This is a genomic window from Caulobacter sp. FWC2, assembly GCF_002742625.1.
GTDB lineage: Bacteria > Pseudomonadota > Alphaproteobacteria > Caulobacterales > Caulobacteraceae > Caulobacter.
This window is the reverse complement of sequence record NZ_PEBF01000002.1, coordinates 228,643-245,807: the sequence shown is the minus strand read 5'-3', so window position 1 is coordinate 245,807 and position 17,165 is coordinate 228,643. Positions and strand designations below refer to the sequence as shown.

Sequence of the window (17,165 nt, the reverse complement as noted above, 5' to 3'; positions counted from 1 at the left end):
AGTTATCGGCTTGGCTTGATGTCCGTGGTCTCGATGTCCCAGGTGTTTGGCGTCGCGCCCTCGTCGCGAAGCTGGAATTTCAGCACCCGCCCCTGCGGATTGACCGGCAGCTCCGCGCGAAACTCGATGTAGCGCGGCACCGCGTAGTAGGGGACGCGTTCGATTAGCCAGCGGCAGAGCGCCTCCTCCGACAAGACGGCGCCCGGCTTCAACTTGGCGGTCACCTTGAGATCGTCCTCCTGGAGCTTCGATGGCACGGCGTGCACGGCCACCTGCTCGATCGCTGGGTGGGCCAGGATCGAGGTCTCCATCTCGAAGCTGGAGATGTTCTCGCCGCGCCGGCGCAGGTAGTCCTTCTTGCGATCGACGAAATAGAAGAAGCCATCCTCGTCGAACCGGCCGATATCGCCGGTATGGAACCACATGTTGCCCATGACCTTGAGGGTGTCCTCAGGTCGACGCCAATAACCCTTGAAAATGATGTCCGGCATCAGCGGACGGCACACAACCTCGCCGGACACGCCGACGGGCACTTCGTTGTCGTTGTCGTCGAAAATGCGCACGTCCAGCTCTGGCGCGGCCTTGCCAGACGAGCCTTCCGCGTAGGCGCCGTCGGCCGGCATCGAGGTCAGCAATCCCTCGGTCAGACCATAGACGTTGGATCCGATCTTCTTGGCGCCAAAGCGCTCGCGCCAGATCTGCTTGATGTCTTCGGGAAAAGGATTGCCTTTCACCGTGTGGACCTGGCCAAAGCAGCGCGCCATGGCTTCATGCTCCTCGGCGCGCGCGAGCAAGGTCCCCAGCGAGCCCAGGATAGAGACAACGGTCGCGCCGGACGCTTCGATCGCCGGCCAGAAGCCGGAGACCGAGAACTTGGGCGCGAACGAAATCGTCGCCCCGACCAGCATCACCGACACCACCCCGGTGGCGATGGCGTTCATGTGGAACAGCGGCAGGGGCGTCCAGTAGATGTCGTCCGGTCCGAACGGCGCTGACCGCGTCAGCATGCGCGCGAAGTGACACATCTGATTGCCGGTGATCATGCACCCCTTGGAGGGGCCCGTGGTCCCCGAGGTGTAGATCAGCGCATTGAGCGCTCCGGGATCGGGCAGATCCTCGAACGCGCTGTCGTCGCCACCCCGGTGGTCGTCGAGCGAGACGATCGTCAGGGCCGAACCTGGCGCGGGCTCGAAGGCGCCGCGGACCAACACCGTCTTTAGCGCTGTCAGTTGATCCTCGATATCGAGGACGCGCTGCAGGTAGCGCGCCTCGCAGACCAGCAGGAGCGCGCCAGCGTCCTCGATCTGGTGGCGCAAAAACTGCCCGACCAGCGCGGTGTTCAGCGGCACGCTGATCGCGGAGATCTTGTTGGCCGCGATCCAGGTCGTGACCGCGTCGACATTGTTGTCGAGCATCGAGACGATCGGCGTTCCGGCGGCCAAGCCCAGGGCCTTCAACTCGTGAGCGAAACGGTTGCTCGCCAGATCGAACGCGGCGTAGGTGTGCTTTTCGCCACTGAAGTCCAGAAAGACCTTGTCGGGATGCGCGGCGACGGCGCGGCGCAAAGCGGCGACCGGCGTGTCGCGAGGGCCAGTCCGCCATCCTGCCTCGATCGTCTTGGTCATCTTGATCTTTCCGTCCACCTGGCGATCATCCGCCGCCCGTCGCCACAGCCCAGGCGGCGAAGGAGACAGACATCACGTTCCGTCCCTGGACTTGCGCCAACGCCATTCAGTTGCCCTGAAGGCGGGCCAAACCCGCGCGCTTCGCCATGCGAGGCCACTGGGTCACCCATAGTTGGGTGGGCCTCTTTGGTCCAGCACAATTCTGATATTAGTCTTTCGTTCTGTTTTCAGAACTCGATACGGTTACGACAATCTTGCCGGTCACACCCCGCGCGCCCAGCCGCGCGATCGCCCTTCCACCTTCCTCCAACGCATAGCGCTCGGAGATGCGCGGCCGGATCTTGCCCGCCTGATAGAGGTCCAGCAACGCCTTCATGTCCCGCGCGCCGGATTGAGGGTCGCGCGCCATGTAGGCCCCCCAGAAAACGCCGATGATCTGGGCGGCCTTGAGCAGGACGAGATTGAGCGGGATCGCCGGGATTCCGGCCGCAAAGCCCACGACCAGATACCGCCCCTGCGCGGCGATGGCGCGGAATGCCGGCTCTGCATAGGCTCCCCCGACCGGGTCGATGACGACATTGACCCCTTCCCCGCCGCTGGCGGCCCGCACGGCCTCGGTAAAGGCCCTCGCCTGAGCGACACCCTCGAACGCGCCCGGATAATGCACGAGCGCATCGGCGCCGGCCGCGCGGGCGGCTTCGAGCTTGTCGTGCGAAGACGCCGCGGCGACCACGCGAGCGCCTAGGGCCTTCCCCAATTCCACGGCCGCGAGGCCGACACCGCCGCCGGCGCCCAGAACCAAGAGCGTTTCCCCCGGCCGCATGCCTGCGCAGCCCACCAGGGCGTGAAAGACGGTTCCATAGGTCACCTGCAACGCCGCAGCTTCCTCGATGGGCATGGCGTCAGGCAGAACAGTGCACCGGTCCGCCGCCACGATGGCCACCTCGGCCATCGCGCCGAACGGCAGCGACGCCGAAACCCGATCACCCACGCCCGGCGCGGTGACACCCTCGCCGATCGCGCGCACCACGCCGGCCAATTCGCTGCCCGGCGAAAACGGCCGCGCCGGCCGCAGTTGATACTTATCCTCAATGACCAGCAGATCCGGGAAATTGACCCCGCAGGCCTGGACGGCGACAGCGACTTGACCTGGCCCAGGCGAAGGCTCGTCCACATCGCGGATCTTCAGGGTTTCAGGGCCGCCAGGCTCAAAGCTCGTCAGCGCGCGCACGGGAACCTCGCGTGAATGGCGCGAACGCCTGATGGTCCGCAGGACTCTATCTAGCCAGCGGACCGACGGGAAACAATCGCATTATTCTGATACCAGAAGTGCGTTTCGCTTGCCGAATTGCGTCGGCCGTTCTAGCGTCACCGAAAGAGACGCTGCCCAGACCGCGTCCGGAGGATACCCGTGATCGTCAGCCTACGCACGCCCCCCCAACCTCGTTGCCAACGCATGGCGGGCTCGCGGTCGTGAACGCGTCCCCTCCTCCCGCGCTGGTCAAGGGCGCCTGGTACACCCTTGTGATCCTGACACTCGTCTACGTCTCGAACTCGATCGATCGGACAGCCATGTCGATCCTGATCGAGCCGGTGAAGGCCGAATTCAAGCTCTCGGATGGTCAGCTGGGCCTGCTGACGGGGCTAGCCTTCGGACTAACCTATGCGCTGACCGGCCTGCCGATGGGATGGCTGATCGACCGGGTCAACCGGACCAAGCTGCTGGCGATCGTCGTCGCGGTCTGGAGCCTTTGCACCGCCATGTGCGGGCTTGCGCAAAACTACACCGCCTTGGTCTTGGCCCGGCTTGCTGTCGGTGCCTCTGAATCAGCGGCCGCGCCCACGGCGATGTCGATGATCGCCGACCTCTTTCCCAAGAGCCGCCGCTCCACCGCCATGGGCGTGTTCTGGACCAGCACCGCCTTCGGAACGGCCATCAGCCTCGTGCTTGGCGGCGTGATCGCCGCCCACTATGGCTGGCGAGCCGCCTTCTTCGTCGCCGGCGCACCGGGGCTGATCTTGGCGATCCTGATCATCCTGACTGTTCGCGAGCCGCGGCGGGAACGGGATTTGGCCCAAGGCGGCGCGGGCCCCGCGCCGTCCTTTCTCCAGACCCTGCGGTTTGTCTCCGCCAACCCAGCGGTCTTCCACGCCTTCGTCGGCATTGGCCTGGCCTCCTTGGCCATGTCGGGCGTGCCGGTGTGGGCCGCCTCCTTCCTGGTGCGCACCCAAGGCTTCACCCTCCCTCAGGCCGGCCTGATGGCGGGCCTGGGCGTGGGCCTCTTTGGCGCCTTGGGCTCTCTGGTCGGCGGTCCCGTTGGGGACGCGGTTGTCCGTCGCTGGGGCGTCCAGGCCTTGCCGGCCGCTCCAATGGTCGCGTGCGCTCTGGCTTGCGCTTCGGGTCTCGTCTTCGCCTTGGGTTCTTCCCTAACCGTCGTGGCTGTAGCCTTCATCGTCTTCGAGATCGTCTCGCGCGGGTTTACGGCCCCCGCCTATGCGATCTTGGTCACCGGCGTGGAGCCGCGCATGCGGGGCGTTGTCGTCTCCGCCGTGCAGGCCGTGACCAATCTTGTCGGCTACGGCGTTGGTCCGTTGGTCGTCGGCGTGGTCAGCGATCGCGTTGGCGGTCCCCATTCCCTGAAGATCGGCATCGCCGCGGTGATGGGCTTTAGCCTGTGGTCGGGCGTGCATTTTTTGGCCGCCTGGCTGGCCGCGCGCCGCTCCCAGCGCTTTGCCGTCGAGGCCGCGGCATGAGTTTCCCACCTCGCAATTCCCAGGACAGCGAATGCGGCCGCGCACGGCTGGCCGGTCGCGTCGGAGCATGATGACCATGGCGGATGGAGCCATCGAACAAACCGTCCAGATCGAGCGCGTCAATCGCGTGGGCTGGATCGTTCTGAACCGCCCTGGGCAGATCAACGCCATCAATCCCGCCCTGCGTCTCGAAGTCACCCAGGCGCTGGAGCAGCTGGACAGCGATCCCGAAATGGGCGTGATCGTCATCCGGGGCGCTGGCGAGCGCGGCTTTTGCGCCGGCGCCGACATCAAGGCGCAAAGCGACGCGACCTCCCTGCCGACGCTCAGGGCTGGGATGACTCCCGGCTGGATCGAGGCCTTGGATCGGGTCCGCAAACCGGTGATCGCCGCCATTCACGGCTTTTGCCTGGGTGGCGGCCTCGAGATCGCCATGGCGTGCGATATGAGGATCGCCGCGCCAAGCGCGGTGTTCGGCCTGCCCGAAACCAGCCTCGGCTTGATCCCGGGCGGCGGCGGCACGCAACGCCTGCCGCGGATCGTCGGCCTTGGCCGGGCGCTCGATCTCTTACTGACCGGCGAGCGGATCGACGCGGCGGAAGCCCATCGCATCGGCCTGGTTTCACGCTTGGCGACGGCGAGTGATCACCTGATCGACGAAGTCCAGGTCTTGGCCGAGCGCATCGCCGCCAAGCCCGCCTCGGCTCTGGCCTACGTCAAGGAGGCCGCACGCGATGGTCTTGAAATGGATCTTCGCGCCGGACTGAAACTCGAGAAGGATCTATTCGTCCTCCTGATGTCGACCGACGACCGCCGCGAAGCCGCCGCCGCCTTCAAGGAAAAACGCCAACCCGTCTTCACGGGCCGTTAGATGGCCGCCCTTCAACACATTCGGGAGGCGCGGCGATGAGAAAACTTCCCCTGCTCAACGCCGAGACGCAGCCGTTCTGGACCGGCGGCGAGGTCGGTGAACTGCGGATGCACCGCTGCGGGGACTGCGCGCAATTCTTTCACCCTCCAGCGCCGATCTGTCGCCATTGCTCCAGCCTCAACGTCGCGCCCACGGCGGTGTCGGGACGCGGTCGGGTGTTGACGTTCACCATCAATCACCAGGCTTGGACTCCCGACCTCAGCGAGCCCTATGTCGTCGCCATCGTCGAGCTGGAGGAGCAGGCGGGCCTGCGCTTTCTGTCCAACATCGTGAATTGTCCGCCTCAGGCGGTCGAGATCGGCATGCCCGTGACGGTCGTGTTCGAGAACATCGAGGACGTCTGGGTGCCTCTGTTCGAAAGGGCGCAAGCCTAATGGGCGCTCGAATCCTCGAAAAGGACGTCGCCATCGTCGGCGTAGGGCAGTCCGAAGTGGGCCGCCCATCGTCGCGTTCGGCCATGGAGCTGACGGTGGATGCCGCGCTGGAGGCTATCGCCGACGCCGGCCTCACTCCCAAGGACATCGACGGCGTCTGTTCCTGGCCTGGCGACAACGCCAACGGCAGCAGTTTCTCGCCCGTCGGTCCCTTGGCGGTGTTGAGCATGCTGGGCCTGCAATGCAACTGGTTCAGCGGCGGCTATGAGGCGGCCGGGCCGCTCGCCGGCGTGATGAACGGCGCCATGGCGATCGCCACGGGCCTGGCCAAGAACGTTCTGGTCTTTCGCACCATCACCGAGTCGAGCAACCGCCTGAGCGGCAGCAAGGACCAGAGTCTCGCGGCGAAGTCCGGCGCGCGCGACGGCAATTTCATGTGGCAGTGGTGCACGCCGTTCAACGTGCTGTCGGTGGTCAACATCACCGCCATGTACGCCCACAGCCACATGCGCAAGTACGGCACCACGCCCGAGCAATTGGCCCAGATCGCCCTCAACGCCCGTCGCAACGCCCTGCTCAACCCCAAGGCCGTCATGCGCAAGCCGATGACGATGGACGACTACTTCGCCTCGAAGATGATCTCCACGCCGCTGCGGATGTTCGACTGCGATGTCCACTGCGATGCTTCGACCGCCATCGTCTTGTCGCGCAAGGACATCGCCAAGGATCTGCGCAATCGACCGGTGCGTATCGAGGCGATCGGAGCGGCGATGAACCAGCCCTATCTCTGGGATCAGGTCGATCTCACCGCCAACGCAGCGCCCGACGCCGCCGCGGCCATGTGGGCTCGCACCGATTTCAAGCCCGCCGACGTGGACACCGCCCAGCTCTATGACGGCTTTAGCATTCTGACGCTGATGTGGCTTGAGGGGTTGGGCCTTTGTCCCGTGGGGCAGAGCGGCGCCTTCGTGGAGGGCGGCCACCGCATCGCGCTGGATGGCGAACTGCCCTTGAACACCAACGGGGGTCAGTTGTCGGGCGGACGAACACACGGGCTGGGCTACGTGCACGAGGCGTGCACCCAGCTTTGGGGGCGCGCGGGCGAACGCCAGATCCGCGATCCGCGCGTAGCGGTCTGCGCCGCCGGCGGCGGGCCGCTCGCGGGCAGCCTGTTGCTGGTCAGGGACTGAAGACAACGAACGGCCAGCGCGCCGCGCGGCCGACGCTAAGGGAGAACAAGATGAGCCTCTATGACCTGCTGCTCAGCGGCGATCTGATGGTCCACGACGCCGACAAGACGGCCGAACAGATCGTCAGCAAACTGGAAATCCACGGCCATGCGAACTGGCGCCAGGCCTTTCCGGGTCATCCCTATATCGCCCACTTCCTGAGGGTGCACAAATCGCTGGCGGTGTCGCCCACGCGCGTCGAACCCCAGGGCCACCTGGACTTCCCCAATCAGGGCGATCCGATGTTCCCAGGCTTTCTCAAGAGTCTCGAGGATTTTCAGGGGCCGTTCCGGCCCATCAAGACCCACGCCACGGTCCTGGTCTCCGACAACATCGGCGGCGTGATCGAGCACCTGCAGAGCAAGGGCCAGCCCTTCCGTCTGGCCCAGCTGACGCCGGAAATGCCGTTCGATCGACTGTGGGTCGGCTGCACGCCGGAAAAGCCCGTCTATGAGCCGTCCGTCGATGGCGGGCTGTGCATCGAGGTTATCCCCCTGGCGGCTATTCAAATGCCGGCCGAGGCGTTCAACGTCCCCCCGCCCCGCCCTCGCGACCCCAAGCCTGGCGACATGGTGCGGGTCGTCGGCCGTGGCTTCCTGGTGCGCGACCTCGACGATGTCCTGCGCCGTTTAGACCTGAACCTGGATCTACAACCGGCCGGTTCGGTCGAGCAATTGGACCGCGAGGGCTACAAACGCGCCCGCATCGGCTTCAATCTGGGAACCAGCGCGACGCTCGATGTCATCCAACCCACGAAGTGGGACAGCCCGACGGGCCGCTACCTGCACAATTGGGGGCCAGGGCCGCACTACATCCGCATTTCGGTCAACGGCCTTGAGGCCAAGGCTGAACGCTTGGCCGCCCTGGGCGTGAAATTCGAACACATCGAGGACTGCCAGGCCGTCGGCGGCGCTCTGCTGCGCGTCGATCCGGCCGAACTGGGCGGGGCGATCTTCGAATTCTGCGAAGACGAGGGCTGATCGTGGCCCGCGTCGCGCCCCTGCCCCTGGAGGCCCTGCCAGAACCGCTCAGCGCTTCGATCGAACGGGGAACCGCGACGCGGATGCTTTCCAACACCTTACCGGTGCAGATCTGGGCTCACCGGCCGGCCGCGGCCAACGCCTGGCTCGCGACGATGGCGGAGATTCACGAGCGCGGTGTCTTACCGGACCGCCTTCGGGAATTGGTCCGCCTGAAGATCGCCTCGATCACCACCTGTCCGGTCTGCCAAATCGCCCGCAAGTCCGACGACGTCAGCGAGGCTGACGTCGTCGCCTGCAGCGACTGGTCCGATCCGCGCTTCAGTCCGTCCGAACAGGCCGCCCTGCGTTTCGCCGAACTTTTCGCCGGCGATTATTTTTCGCTTGGCGACGAGGTCTACGACCATTTGCGCCTACATTTCAGCGAAGAGCAGATCGTCGAGCTCCACCTGTTCAGCGGCCTGATGCTGGCTGGCGGCCGCATGACCTATGTGCTGAAGGGTTATGAGGACACATCCGCTTGAAGGGCCCCTTCTCGCGCCTGGCGCCCAACGTTCAGGGCGCCGTGTGGCTGCTGCTCTCGGCCGTTACCTTCGTCGGCATGACCATCCTGGTGAAGCACCTCAGCGGCGACTACCCCTCGCACCTGCAGAACTTCTATAGGCAGACCGGGTCGCTGATCGTCGCCATCCCCTTCATGCTCCGCAGCCCGCGGCAGGTGCTGCTGGTGCCCCGCGCGACGATGCCCGCCCTGTTCGTGCGCTCACTGCTCGCCACGGTGGGCATGGTCCTGCTGCTCTACACCTACGAAGCCATGCCAATGGCCGAGGCCAACGCCCTGTCGTTCACCCGGCCGCTATGGGTCGTGCTGCTGGCGGCGCTGTTCCTTCGCGAAACGATCGGCCCAAGCCGGATCGCCGCAGTGGTGGTCGGCTTCATCGGCGTCGTCATCATCATGCGCCCTTGGGGCGCGGACACCGCCTTGGGCTGGCCTCACCTGGCCGCGCTCGTCTCGGCCCTGTGCTTGGCCGGCACGATCACGGGCGTGAAATCCCTGACCCGGGATCTGTCGGCGAGCTCGATCCTGGTCTGGTCCAGTATCATGGGCGAGTTGCTATGCTTGCCGTTGGCCCTGGCCGACTGGCGCTGGCCCAGCCCCGCCGATCTTATCCCGCTGTTTCTGATCGGCCTGCTCAGCGCCGCCAACCAAGTGCTGTTCATCAAAGGGATGGCGGTCGGCGAGGCCGCCGTCCTGGCCCCGATCGACTATGCTCGGCTGGTGTTGTCGATCATCGCGGGTCTGGTCGTATTCGGCGAATGGCCCGACGCCTTCACCTATGTCGGAGCCGGGGTGATCGTGGTCTCGACGCTCTACATCACGATCCGGGAAATCCAGAGCAAGCGGGCCAAGACGCTGGCCATCGACGCTGGCCAGCCGGACGCCTCGAACCCGCTGGGGCTCGGCGCCGCTGACGACAACCGGGCCGGCTGAAAATCTCCGCCCCTAGGAAACGGCCAGGGTAATGCCGGATCCGTTGATCGCCACGGCGGCGTCAGACAGCAGAAAGGCGATGACCTCCGCCGCGTCGGCCGGCTTGATCCATTCGGCGGGGTTGGCGTCGGGCATATCCTGGCGATTGGTCGGCGTGTCGAGGATCGTCGGCAGGATGGCGTTGACGCGAACGCCCGTGCCGCGAAGTTCGGCCGCCAGGCTCCGGGTCATGGCCATCACCCCGGCCTTGGAGGCGGCATAGGGCGCCATGCCGGTCGCTGGATCGATGGCGCCGGCCGCGCCGACATTGACGATCGCGCCCCCCTGCTTCAGCAGACTGGGAAGCGCCGCGCGGCTGGCCAGGGCGGCCGTCAGAAGGTTAGTGCGGAACATGCGATCCCAGGTGCCGGCTTCGCCACCGACGATTGGCTCCCAAACGAAGCCGCCGGCGATGTTGGCCAACCCGTTCACCGACCCCAAGGTCGACGCCACGGCCTCGAACGCCGCCCCCACCGCCGCGGCGTCGGCGAGATCCACCTTCGGCAGCACCAGATCCGCATCGATCTCCATGACGGGCGCGGCGTCCACGGCCGCGACGGCGAAGCCGTCGGCCTTCAAACGCATGACCACGGCCCGACCCAAGGCGCCGGACGCTCCGGTGACGATGACGACATTGGTCATGGCAGGCCTCTTCGTTGCTCAAGACGGAAATGGCGGCGTCTTCTCGCGCGCCATGGCGCGCTGAACGCCAGGCCGTTCGGCCATGCGACGCGCTAGCGCTGAAAAATGCTTCAACTCGGCCATCGGATAGTCGCCCGCGACGCCCCAGGCGTAGAACACCAGCGCATAGGCGTCGGCGACCGAGAGGCGATCGCCCACCAGCCAGTCTCGACCGGTCAGCAACCCGTCGACCTTCCGCAGATTGGCTTCGAACCGACGTCGCCCCTCGGCGCTCAGCGCCTCATGGGTCGTCTGGTCAGGCGTGAAGCGGAACGGGGCTCTCGCCATCCGGCCAGTGATGTGGACGGTGCTCGCGAACCAGGCGGTCAGAGACAGCGCGCTGGCCTGATCGAACCCATCGTCAGGCAGAAGCTGGGCGTGCGGCGCCAGATGCGCGACATGGTGGAGGATGGCGACGTTCTCAGTCAGCAGACGCTCGTCGCACATCAGCGCGGGCACCCCGCCCGCGGGGTTTGTCCGTCGCCAGATCTCGACCGCCTCGGGATCGTGAAGCCGCACCCGGCTGGCTTCGAACGGCAGCCCCGACTCCTCGAGCGCGACATGGGACGCCAGAGAGCAGGTCGTGGGCGTATAGTAGTAGGTGAGTTTGGGCATAGTCATACGACCGCGGGCGCGGCCGACGCGTCCAGATTTTCGTACACGGTGGCGGTCGCCAGGCCGCCAGCGCAGCAGATGGCCTGCAGCCCGTATCGTTGGCCGGTGCGGCGCAACTCGTGGATCAGGCTGGTGGCGATCCGCGCGCCCGTCGCGCCCAACGGATGGCCCAAGGCGATGGCCCCGCCGTTGACGTTCAGTCGATCGGCGTCCACGCCGGTCGCCTGCATCCACATCATCGGCACGCTGGCGAAGGCTTCATTGACCTCGAACAGCGCGATATCGTCAAACGCGAGACCCGCCAGCGCCGCCGCCTTACGGCTGGCGGCGATCGGGCCCTCCAGCATCAGGGTCGGATCCGCCCCGACGACGGCGACGGAGCGGATTCGCGCCAGCGGAGTCAGGTTGAAGCGTTTGACGGCGGCTTCAGAGGCGAGCAGCACCACCGCCGCCCCGTCGGAGATTTGCGAAGCGTTGCCCGCGGTGATGCGCCCCTGCTCACGGAAGCTGGTTTTCAGCGTCGAAAGTTTCTCGCGGCTGGTGTCGCGGCGGATGGTCTGGTCGGCCTCGAGAGGGTCACGCGGCCCCTCCCAGTCTTTTTCGCAGAGCTCGGCGACCGGAACGGCGACGGTTTCGGCGACGAAGCGCCCGGCGTCCGTGGCGGCGGCGGCGCGGCGATGGGACTCGGCGGCGAAATCGTCCAACACGTCACGATCAAAGCCATACTTATCAGCGATCCGCTCGGCCGCCTCGCCCTGCGAAGTCGTCTCGTAGCGATCCGAAACCATCCAGCCGAACGCCTCGCCATGGATGGCTCGATTGGATCCCATCGGCACGCGCGACATTGCCTCGGCGCCGCCGGCGACGACCAGGTCGCTCACGCCAGCGGCGATCTGAGCCGCGCCGATATGGATCGCGGCTTCCGACGATCCGCACTTTCGGTCCACCGTCATGGCTGGAATGCTCTCGGGCCAGCCCGCGCCGAGCAGCGAGGTCCGCGCGATGTTTGCCGACTGCTCGCCGATCTGGGTGACACATCCGAAGATCACGTCGTCGATGTGTTCTGCGCCCACGCCGGCGCGGGCGACCAGCTTATTCAGCGCGTGGGCGCCCAGGTGGTCGGCGCGCACCCCGGCCAACGCACCCCGGAACCGGCCGATCGGCGTGCGCACCGCGGCGACCACATAGACCGGGTTCACAGCTGGCTCCCGCGCATTCCCGAGCCTGGCACCTTCACGCCATTCTCGTACTTGTAGACGCCCCAGCCGACCTTGCGGCCGTAGCGGCCAGCCTTGACCATCTTGATGATCAGCGGACAGGGCCGGAACTTGTCGCCGAGGGTGGCGTGCAGATAGTGCAGCACCGACAGGCGCGTATCCCAGCCGGTAAGGTCGCCCAGTTCGAGCGGTCCCATGGGGTGGTTGAAGCCCATCCTCAAGGCGGTGTCGATGTCTTCGGCGCTCGCGGCGCCTTCTTGCAGCATCCACATCGCTTCGTTGCCGGCCATGGCCGACATCCTGCTCGTGGTCAGCCCGGGCGTTTCGTTGACGACGATCGCGGTCTTGCCCAGCTGGGCGACATAGTCACGGCATAGCGCCACGGCTTCGTCCGTGGTGGCCAGCCCGCGAACCAGCTCCACCAGCTTCATCTTCTGGACGGGGTTGAAGAAGTGCATGCCGATGACCCGCGTCGGGTCCTGGCAGGCGGCCGCGATCTCGGTCACGCTGAGCGCGGAGGTGTTGGTGGCGATCAGGCCCGTCGGGGCCATGACGGCTTCGGCCTTACGCACCACATCGATCTTGATCGCCAGATTTTCCGAAACGGTCTCGACCAGGAGATCGACGCCGACCGCCCCGTCGGACACGCTCTCGGAGGTCGTCAGCGCCGCCAGGGCGGCGGCCGCGACGCCTTCGTCGACCTTACCAAGCCGAACCCCGTCGGCGAGAATGCCCGCGATCGTCTTTTCGGCCTTGGCCAACTGCTCGGATGAAACATCGATCAGGCGCACCTGGTGCCCCGAGGACGCGAACGCGTGCGCGATCCCCACGCCCATCAGGCCAGCGCCTACCACTGCTACCTTGGCCAAAATGTCTTCCCCTTGTTGAACCGGACCGCTCGCGTTGTCGCGAGCGCCGATGCGCCGATGACCGCCGGCGGCGCCGGTCGCGTCAGACGCTGCTCCTCCCGTGCGCGACGGATTCACCGCCGCATCGCCCGCTGAACAGTAAGGGGAAACTCGACCCAGCCGCAAACAAAATTCTCTGTTCAGAACGATATTCTAGCGTGTATAAGTCCAGTCGCTCCAAAGAGAGCCGATCCAACGTCCCTGGGGAGCCCTCGTGAATCTGCTTGATCAGTTCGGCCCGCCTGTTTTGCCGCCAGGCCTGGAGCCGTTGCGCGCGGAGGTTCGCGACTTTCTGGCAAAATGGGGCGCGACCTATCCGGCGGAAAAACGCGCCCTGTCGTGGATGGGTTTTGATCCCGATTTCAGCCGCGCCTTGGGCGCGAAAGGCTGGCTCGGCCTGAGCATCCCGAAGGAATACGGGGGCCACGACGCCTCGCCTTTTGAAAGGTTCGTGGTCAACGAGGAGCTCCTGGCGGCGGGCGCGCCTGTCACCGCCCATTGGATCGCCGATCGGCAAAGCGCGCCTCTCCTGCTGCGCCATGGCACGCCGGCTCAGAAGCAACGTTTTCTCCCGGCCATATGCGCCGGCGAAATGTACTTCTGTATTGGGATGAGCGAGCCTGCGTCGGGCTCGGACCTTGCTTCGGTGCGCACGAAGGCTGAGCGTCAGGGCGACGGCGCCTGGCTGCTGAATGGCCGCAAGGTCTGGACCACCAATGCCGACCGATGCCAAGCCATGATCGCTTTGGTGCGCACCGACGCCGCCAGCGAACGCCATGACGGCTTATCTCAGTTTCTCGTCGATCTCGCGCTTCCCGGCGTGATGATACGACCGATCAAGGATCTGTCCGGCCACGAACATTTCAACGAGGTCACTTTCGAGGACGTGCGGCTGGACGCCGACGCCCTGATCGGGGTCGAGGGCGAGGGTTGGGCGCAGGCCACCTCGGAGTTGGCGTTCGAGCGGAGCGGTCCGGAGCGCTTTCTAAGCGCCATGACGCTGTTCCGCTGCCTTGTCGCGGCGGTGGGTCCCGAACCGGACGCTCGCCAGGCTTTCGAGATCGGGCGCCTGGCGGCCTGGCTGGTGGCTCTAAGGTCGATGTCGATCTCGGTCACCGCGCAGTTGGCGGCCGGCCACGATCCTGTCTGGGCCGCCTCGTGCGTGAAGGATATCGGCACCGGCTACGAGCAGGACACGGTCGAGGTGGCGATGCGGTTGATCGATTCTCTGCCGCCCGGCGCCAAGACCGCCACGACGCGCCGGGTCCTGGCCATTGTCCAAAGCATGGCGCCCTCGTTCTCGTTGCGGGGCGGCACGCGGGAAATCCTTCGCGGCATTCTCGCGCGCGGCCTGGGGGTTCGGTGATGCGATCCTTGCTTCAGAACAGTATTGAACGGCTCTTGGCCGACGCCGTAACACCGGACGCCCTGCGCGCGGCGGAAGCCGGCGCCTGGCCGGCCGATCTGTGGGCCAAAATCGAGGAACTAGGCCTTCCGCTCGCCGCCGTGCCCGAGGACCAGGGCGGCGCGGGCGCAAGTTGGACCGATATTTTCGTCGTCATTCGCGCTTGCGGCGCCGCCGCCGCGCCCGTCCCCCTGCCCGAGACTATCTTGGCCAACGCCCTGCTGGCCGCGGCGGGGCTGCCCCCTCCCGAGAGCGGGCCCGTCGTCTTCGCCAGCGGCGTGGCCGACGGGCCTTTGGCCGATGTCCCCTGGGGACGCCACGCGCAATGGCTGGTGCTCCATGACCCGCGCGCAGGGCGCATTTCGCTGCACGCCCTGACCGAGGCCGTTGTCGCGCCCGGCAACAATGTCGCGGGCGAACCGCGCGACACGGTCACCTTGGCCGCCAGGTCCAAGGTCGCCGAGGCGGCCGCCTCGGCCGAGACGGATACGGTGATGCTCGGCGGCGCCATGTTGCGATCGGCGCAGATGGCCGGCGCCCTGGGTCGCCTGACCGAACTCAGCGCCGACTACGCCAACGAGCGCGTCCAATTCGGCCGCCCCATCGGCAAATTCCAGGCCGTCCAGCAGCAGCTGGCGGTTTTGGCGACCCAAGCGGCCGCGGCCGTCGCCGCATCGGAGGCCGCCTTCCTGATGGCCGCGCCGAGCGCCCAGCGCGTGACCACCGCCTCGGCCAAGGCCGTGGCCGGCGAGGCCGCGGGCGAGGGCGCAGCGATCGCCCACGCTGTTTTCGGCGCCATTGGCTTCACCCATGAACACAGCCTGCACTTCCTGACGCGCCGCCTGTGGGCTTGGCGCGCCGAATATGGGTCCGACGCCTTCTGGACCGACCAACTGGGACGCATCCTCGCGGCGCGAGGCGACGAGGGCCTTTGGCCGCTCGTGACCGCGGCCTTTTGCGGAGACCACTGATGACCGATTTCCTGCTGAAGTCCCGCGAGGGCCCCGTGGCTATCTGGACCCTCAATCGGCCCGAGGCGCGTAACGCCTTCAGCAAGCCCGAGGACATGTTCGAGATCGAGGACGCCTGCGAGGAGGTTCGCGGCGATCCTTCGGTTCGCGTCGTCGTGCTGACCGGCGCGGGCGCGTCCTTCTGCGCTGGCGGCGACATCAAGGCGATGCGCGACCGCACCGGCATCTTCGAAGGCTCGCCTTACCGCCTGCGCAATCGCTATCGCGACGGCATCCAGCGCATCCCGATGGCGCTGTACGAACTCGAGACGCCGGTCATCGCGGCCGTCAACGGACACGCGATCGGCGCGGGGCTCGATCTGGCCTGCATGTGCGATATCCGCATCGCCTCGCAGACGGCGACCTTCGCCGAGAGCTTCGTCAAACTGGGCATTGTCCCGGGAGACGGCGGCGCCTGGCTCTTGCCCCGGATCGTGGGCATGCCGCGCGCCAGCCATATGGCCTTGACCGGCGACGCGCTGAGCGCTCAGACCGCTCTGGATTGGACGCTGGTGACCCAGCTGACCGAGCCGGAGGCGCTCCTCTCCACGGCGCTGGCGCTGGCCCATCGAGTCGCCAGCAGCCCTGGCCACGCGCTTCGCCTCACCAAACGCCTTCTGCGTGAAGGTCAACATATGCGCTTGGGTTCGCTGCTAGAATTGTCATCGGCCTATCAGGCGCTGGCCCATCATACGTCGGACCATGCCGAGGCGGTCGCGGCGATGATCGAAAAGCGTCCCGCCGCCTATACGGACAACTGACGAGTCATGACCATGCGCAAGGTGTTCCGCGACGACCACGAAATGTTCCGCGATCAGGTCCGGCGGTTCGTCGACACCGAGATCGTTCCACATCACGCTCAGTGGGAACGCGATGGCATCGTGCCCCAATCGTTGTGGCTTCGAGCCGGCGAGCAGGGTCTGCTGTGCGTCACCGCGCCCGAAGAATACGGCGGCCCCGGCGGTGACTTTGGCCACAGTGCGGTCCTGATCGAAGAGCTGGCGCGGGTCAACGCCACGGCCGTCGGCTTTACCACCCACTCCGACATCGCCGTGCCCTATCTGGTCAACTACGGCACCGACGCGCAGAAGGCGCGCTGGCTGCCGCGCCTGATCAGCGGCGACCTGATCGCGGTCATCGCCATGTCCGAACCGCAGATCGGCAGCGACTTGCGCGGCATGAAGACCAAGGCCGTCCGGGACGGCGACCACTACATCCTGTCGGGCCAGAAGACCTTCATCACCAACGGTATCAATTCGGGCTTGGCGATCGTCGCGGCGAAGGTCGAGGGCCAAGCCAACCCAAAGGACATCACCCTGTTCTGCGTCGAGGCGGGAACGCCCGGCTTCGACAAGGGCAAGAAGCTGGAGAAGGTCGGTCTTCGCGGCCAGGACACCTCGGAGCTGTTCTTCTCGGACGTGCGGGTGCCGGTCGAAAACCGCTTGGGCGAGGAAAGCAAGGGCTTCGGCTGTCTGATGACCGAGCTGGCCAAGGAGCGGCTGATCATCGGCATCCGCGCCGCCGCCTCGGTGGAGTCGATGCTCGACAAGACCATCGCCTACACCAAGGACCGCATCGTCTTCGGTAAGCCGCTGTTCGAGTTCCAGAACACGCGGTTCAAGCTGGCCGAAGTGAGAGCGCGGAGCCAGATGCTGCGCGTCTTCATCGACGACTGCCTGCAGAAGCTGTTCGACGGCCAGCTGACGGCCGAGACCGCCGCCATGGCCAAACTGACCAGCGCCGAACTGCACGGCCAGTTGCTGGATGAACTCCTCCAGCTTCACGGCGGTTACGGCTATATGAGCGAATACGACGTGGGACGCGCCTGGGTGGATGCGCGCGTTGCCCGCATCTACGCCGGCACGTCCGAGATCATGAAGGAAATCATCGCCCGCACGCTCTGAG

Annotated in this window: 17 protein-coding genes; 11 read left to right on the top strand and 6 right to left on the bottom strand. The window is 66.1% G+C overall.

Annotated features, from left to right (window positions below):
• Nucleotides 1-2 precede the first annotated feature (2 nt).
• Nucleotides 3-1,625 carry an AMP-binding protein gene (locus tag CSW62_RS25920; RefSeq protein ID WP_062099286.1) on the bottom strand — a complete coding sequence of 541 codons (1,623 nt, stop codon included), beginning with the start codon at nt 1,623-1,625 and terminating at the stop codon, nt 3-5.
• 208 nt (nt 1,626-1,833) lie between these two features.
• Nucleotides 1,834-2,856, bottom strand: a complete 1,023-nt coding sequence (locus CSW62_RS25915) for an NADPH:quinone oxidoreductase family protein (protein ID WP_099582596.1) — start codon at nt 2,854-2,856, stop codon at nt 1,834-1,836.
• Between the two features lie 242 nt (nt 2,857-3,098).
• On the opposite strand from CSW62_RS25915, the gene CSW62_RS25910 reads away from it, so the two are divergent.
• The 7 genes from CSW62_RS25910 (at nt 3,099) to CSW62_RS25880 (ending at nt 9,385) form a co-directional block, all read left to right on the top strand.
• Nucleotides 3,099-4,379: an MFS transporter gene (locus CSW62_RS25910; protein ID WP_099582595.1), complete on the top strand. Its 1,281-nt coding sequence runs from the start codon at nt 3,099-3,101 to the stop codon at nt 4,377-4,379.
• Between the two features lie 76 nt (nt 4,380-4,455).
• Nucleotides 4,456-5,250 carry an enoyl-CoA hydratase/isomerase family protein gene (locus CSW62_RS25905; RefSeq protein WP_099582613.1) on the top strand — a complete coding sequence of 265 codons (795 nt, stop codon included), beginning with the start codon at nt 4,456-4,458 and terminating at the stop codon, nt 5,248-5,250.
• A gap of 35 nt (nt 5,251-5,285) precedes the next feature.
• Entirely contained in the window at nt 5,286-5,684 is a 399-nt protein-coding gene (locus CSW62_RS25900) for a Zn-ribbon domain-containing OB-fold protein (RefSeq protein ID WP_062099292.1), read from the top strand.
• Nucleotides 5,684-6,874, top strand: coding sequence for a thiolase family protein (locus CSW62_RS25895; protein ID WP_062099299.1), 1,191 nt, complete (start codon nt 5,684-5,686; stop codon nt 6,872-6,874). The genes CSW62_RS25900 and CSW62_RS25895 overlap by 1 nt, the downstream gene beginning before the upstream one ends.
• 50 nt (nt 6,875-6,924) lie before the next feature.
• Nucleotides 6,925-7,893: a hypothetical protein gene (locus CSW62_RS25890; protein ID WP_062099301.1), complete on the top strand. Its 969-nt coding sequence runs from the start codon at nt 6,925-6,927 to the stop codon at nt 7,891-7,893.
• 83 nt (nt 7,894-7,976) lie between these two features.
• Nucleotides 7,977-8,417 carry a carboxymuconolactone decarboxylase family protein gene (locus tag CSW62_RS25885; protein WP_233206821.1) on the top strand — a complete coding sequence of 147 codons (441 nt, stop codon included), beginning with the start codon at nt 7,977-7,979 and terminating at the stop codon, nt 8,415-8,417.
• Nucleotides 8,414-9,385: a DMT family transporter gene (locus CSW62_RS25880; RefSeq protein WP_233206820.1), complete on the top strand. Its 972-nt coding sequence runs from the start codon at nt 8,414-8,416 to the stop codon at nt 9,383-9,385. Before CSW62_RS25885 ends, CSW62_RS25880 begins: the two co-directional genes overlap by 4 nt.
• A 12-nt stretch (nt 9,386-9,397) precedes the next feature.
• On the opposite strand, the gene CSW62_RS25875 is transcribed toward CSW62_RS25880, so the two are convergent.
• From CSW62_RS25875 to CSW62_RS25860, 4 genes are read right to left on the bottom strand one after another with little or no spacing between them, the layout of a single operon-like run.
• A complete protein-coding gene (locus tag CSW62_RS25875; RefSeq protein ID WP_099504298.1) occupies nt 9,398-10,066 on the bottom strand; it encodes an SDR family NAD(P)-dependent oxidoreductase in 669 nt (222 codons plus the stop codon).
• Nucleotides 10,067-10,084: 18 nt separating this feature from the next.
• On the bottom strand, nt 10,085-10,720 hold the full coding sequence (locus CSW62_RS25870; protein ID WP_062099307.1) for a glutathione S-transferase family protein: 636 nt from the start codon (nt 10,718-10,720) through the stop codon (nt 10,085-10,087).
• A 2-nt stretch (nt 10,721-10,722) separates the two neighbouring features.
• A complete protein-coding gene (locus CSW62_RS25865; protein WP_062099309.1) occupies nt 10,723-11,919 on the bottom strand; it encodes a thiolase family protein in 1,197 nt (398 codons plus the stop codon).
• Complete coding sequence (locus CSW62_RS25860; RefSeq protein ID WP_082749720.1) at nt 11,916-12,806, bottom strand: 3-hydroxyacyl-CoA dehydrogenase; 891 nt, start codon at nt 12,804-12,806, stop codon at nt 11,916-11,918. Before CSW62_RS25860 ends, CSW62_RS25865 begins: the two co-directional genes overlap by 4 nt.
• 253 nt (nt 12,807-13,059) lie before the next feature.
• Here CSW62_RS25860 and CSW62_RS25855 point away from each other — a divergent pair, with 253 nt between their 5' ends.
• The 4 genes from CSW62_RS25855 to CSW62_RS25840 are packed head-to-tail and all read left to right on the top strand — an operon-like array spanning nt 13,060 to nt 17,164.
• Nucleotides 13,060-14,211 carry an acyl-CoA dehydrogenase family protein gene (locus CSW62_RS25855; RefSeq protein WP_082749721.1) on the top strand — a complete coding sequence of 384 codons (1,152 nt, stop codon included), beginning with the start codon at nt 13,060-13,062 and terminating at the stop codon, nt 14,209-14,211.
• Nucleotides 14,211-15,221 carry an acyl-CoA dehydrogenase family protein gene (locus CSW62_RS25850; protein ID WP_099582594.1) on the top strand — a complete coding sequence of 337 codons (1,011 nt, stop codon included), beginning with the start codon at nt 14,211-14,213 and terminating at the stop codon, nt 15,219-15,221. The genes CSW62_RS25855 and CSW62_RS25850 overlap by 1 nt, the downstream gene beginning before the upstream one ends.
• A complete protein-coding gene (locus CSW62_RS25845; RefSeq protein WP_062099316.1) occupies nt 15,221-16,021 on the top strand; it encodes a crotonase/enoyl-CoA hydratase family protein in 801 nt (266 codons plus the stop codon). Before CSW62_RS25850 ends, CSW62_RS25845 begins: the two co-directional genes overlap by 1 nt.
• Nucleotides 16,022-16,027: 6 nt before the next feature.
• Nucleotides 16,028-17,164, top strand: a complete 1,137-nt coding sequence (locus tag CSW62_RS25840) for an acyl-CoA dehydrogenase family protein (protein ID WP_099582593.1) — start codon at nt 16,028-16,030, stop codon at nt 17,162-17,164.
• Nucleotide 17,165: the final 1 nt, after the last annotated feature.